This window comes from Rhodococcus chondri (genome assembly GCF_036327435.1).
Lineage (GTDB): Bacteria > Actinomycetota > Actinomycetes > Mycobacteriales > Mycobacteriaceae > Rhodococcus > Rhodococcus chondri.
The window spans coordinates 1-2,939 of sequence record NZ_JAUZMZ010000307.1 but is presented as its reverse complement, the minus strand read 5'-3'; the positions used below and the strand labels follow the sequence as shown (position 1 = coordinate 2,939).

4 protein-coding genes and 1 pseudogene are annotated in these 2,939 nt (G+C 67.7%); 4 read left to right on the top strand and 1 reads right to left on the bottom strand.

Translation table 11 applies throughout. From position 1 onward, the window contains the following. Positions 1-126, bottom strand: a pseudogene (locus tag Q8814_RS25460) (cation diffusion facilitator family transporter); the annotation flags it as partial. A 21-nt stretch (positions 127-147) separates the two neighbouring features. Here Q8814_RS25460 and Q8814_RS25455 point away from each other — a divergent pair. From Q8814_RS25455 to Q8814_RS25440, 4 genes are all read left to right on the top strand, one after another. Next, positions 148-771, top strand: coding sequence for a cytochrome c oxidase assembly protein (locus Q8814_RS25455; RefSeq protein WP_330154727.1), 624 nt, complete (start codon positions 148-150; stop codon positions 769-771). A gap of 371 nt (positions 772-1,142) precedes the next feature. Next, complete coding sequence (locus Q8814_RS25450) at positions 1,143-1,805, top strand: M23 family metallopeptidase (RefSeq protein ID WP_330154726.1); 663 nt, start codon at positions 1,143-1,145, stop codon at positions 1,803-1,805. Positions 1,806-1,863: 58 nt separating this feature from the next. After that, positions 1,864-2,226 (top strand): BlaI/MecI/CopY family transcriptional regulator, encoded by a 363-nt coding sequence (locus tag Q8814_RS25445; protein ID WP_330154728.1) that lies wholly within the window; start codon positions 1,864-1,866, stop codon positions 2,224-2,226. Continuing rightward, on the top strand, positions 2,223-2,939 hold a 717-nt coding region (locus Q8814_RS25440; protein ID WP_330154725.1), incomplete at its 3' end, for a M56 family metallopeptidase. The genes Q8814_RS25445 and Q8814_RS25440, both read left to right, overlap by 4 nt.

Genomic DNA, 2,939 nt, shown 5'->3' with positions numbered 1-2,939 from the left:
CAGGAGAAAGGAAATGAGATTCATGGTGAGGCCGACCACGGCGACGATGGTGACGGGCAGGCCGGGGACTTCGGGGGGGTCGGACAGTCGGTGGAGGGCTTCGTAGAGGATCCAGAGGGCGACGCCGTCCCAGGAGCCCGCGACTGGATGCGGACGATCTTCACCAGTACCGCGCTGCGCTGGATAACCCATCCCCTGGTGGCCGCGCTGGTGCTTGTGGGCACCTTCTACCTGTTGTATCTCGGAGGGCTGTACGAGGGCGGCTCGTACCCGGGACGCATGGTGCTCGACATCTGGCTGCTGGCGGTGGGGTTGGTCTTCTTCTGGGTCACCGTCGGGATCGATCCCGTCCCTGGGCCTCAGAGACCGTTGACCCGTGTGGGAGCAGCGGCGGTGGCGCTGGCCGGCTATGCATTCTTCCTGGTCGCTCTGATCATGGCGGAGTTCGTGATCGCCGCCGAGTTCTACACCTCGCTGCAACTGGGGTGGTTCGACGACTTGGCGGCCAACCAGCGACTCGGTGGAAACCTGGCGTGGGCCGTCGGTGAGCTGCCGCTGCTCCTGGCCACCGTGCTCGCGATCATGCGATGGGGCTCGGTCGAGAACCGGCGTGCCCGTCAGCGGGACGACCAGGTCGACCGCGACGGCGACCGCGAACTCGCCGCCTACAACGCGATGCTGAACGGACTGCACCCGAACACTCGCACCTCGGCGGCAGCCGACAAGAAGGCCTCGAACCACGATTTCCAGCGCGAGCCGGAAAACGGGTAACGACCCGATATTCAAACTATGCAGCATAGTAGTAAGTTGTCGGTGTCCGTCATCGTTTCGTTATCACGCGAGCGGTGTGCCTTCTCGAGGATGCGATCTTGGCCCGACACCGTAAACCAGAGCCCGAACTCGCCGTTGCCCGCCGCTCTCGCGGTGACACTCCGGCGGGGGGTGTTCCTGAGCCGACCGACCCCCGCGACCCGGGCCGCAATGGCGAGGCGTTTCCGACGGCAGTGCCTGTCCCGGACCCGGAAGAACGTCTCGATACCGGGAATTGGGATGCACGTGTCGAGCCTGCGGACGCCCTCGCGCCGGTGCCGATCCGGAGCAAAGGCACGCATCGCCGAACGAGCGCAGGCACCAGCGGCCGCGTGCTGGCGATCTCGGTGGCGGCCGGCGCGTTGTTCGCGGCCACGACCTCGAGTGCCCATGCCGCTTCGGCCCATGCGCCGGTCAACGACGAGATCGAGGCCGCTCCGGAGCCGTCGACCCCGACGGACGTGCTGTCCCAGGCCCCGCAGGTGCTGCAGGTAGTGCAGGTGCCGAACCTGGCGGATTTCGCGGACCAACTCGAACGGGCACAGGTCCGGGAGGAGCGCCGGCTCGCGCGAGAGGCGGAGGCGCGCCGCCCGCAAACCCTGATGCCCGTCAGTGGCACCCTCACGTCGAATTTCGGGCCACGCTGGGGCACGACCCATGCCGGGCTCGACATCGCCAACACGATCGGCACCCCTATCGTCTCGGTGACCGACGGCACGGTGCTCGAGGCCGGTCCGGCCTCCGGCTTCGGACTGTGGGTGCGAATCTTGCAGGACGACGGCACCATCGGAGTGTTCGGACACATCGACCAGGCTTTGGTCTCCGCCGGCCAGCGGGTGCGTGCCGGTGAGCAGATCGCCACCGTGGGCAATCGGGGACAATCGACCGGTCCCCATCTGCACTACGAGGTGTGGGAGCCGGACGGCCGCAAGGCCGATCCCATGGCATGGCTGAACGCACGAGGGGTTCAGATCGCGTCGGATGCGCGCGCATAAATAGTCGGATGCGCGCACATAGATAAGGGATAATCGGCGAATGTCTGCGAGGGAAGCCATGCACAGGTTGGGGGGTCTCGAAGCCGAGGTGATGAACGAACTGTGGTCGACCGACGAGCCACAGTCGGTCCATGACCTGGTCGAACGGCTTCGCGATCGCAAAGAATTCGCCTACACCACCATTTTGACCGTGGTCACCCACCTGTACGAGAAGGGCTGGGTGCAGCGAGAAAAACGCAGTCGCGCCTACTACTATTCGCCCTCGCGCAGCCGGGAGGAAGCCACCTCCGAGGCACTGCGTGCGCTGCTCGACAGCACCACCGACCCCAGCGCGGTGCTGCTGCATTTCGCCAAGACGGTGAGCGACCGCGAATACGATGCCCTGCGCCGGGGCCGGACGAGCCGGGCCGCCGACCAATGACATTGGCACTGGTCCTGTTGCTCGGCGCCGCCCTGATCTCGATGGCGGCCCCGCGGGTGCTCGGTCCGCTCGCCGCCACCGCCGTGCCTCCCGGAGCCTTGCTGGCGGCATGGCTGGGCAGCTTGGCCGGGGCACTGTTTTTCGGCGCCTCCGCGGTGGTGACCTTGGCCTGGCCCGACCATGCGCCCGCCGAGGCCGCGGTCGAGGCCGTGGTGCAGTGCCTGTCCGCGCTCTCCCACGCGATGCAGCCGTGGATCACCGAAACTGTGGCCGCCACCGGAACTCTCGCGCTGCTCACCATGGCGGTCCGGGCCGTGCTCCTGGGCCGGCGGTACGCCAGAGACCAGGCCCGGCTGCTCGACTACCACCGTGATGTGGTCTCCATCGTCGCCCGCTCCCGCGAGGACGATGTGATGTGGCTCGCGCACCCGATGCCCATGGCCTACAGCGTGGCCGGCCGACCCGGGTTCGTGGTCGCCACCGACGGGCTCTCGCGGTGCCTGAGCGGCTCCGAACGCGAGGCCGTGCTGGCCCACGAGCGGGCACACCTGCGGGGCAGCCATCACCTGATCGTCACCGCCTGCGACATCCTGGCCGCGGTGCTCCCCGCGGTGCCGTTGTTCGCCGCCGCCCCGTCCGCGGTCAAGACTCTGGTCGAACTGACCGCCGACCAGCACGCCGCCCGCGCCACCAGCACGGCGACGGTGTGCTCG

What these genes read in the sequence shown, in the direction of transcription:
- Q8814_RS25455 (WP_330154727.1), top strand. Translation starts at nt 148, where the DNA reads ATGCGGACGATCTTCACCAGTACCGCGCTGCGCTGGATAACCCATCCC.
- Q8814_RS25445 (WP_330154728.1), top strand. Translation starts at nt 1,864, where the DNA reads ATGCACAGGTTGGGGGGTCTCGAAGCCGAGGTGATGAACGAACTGTGG.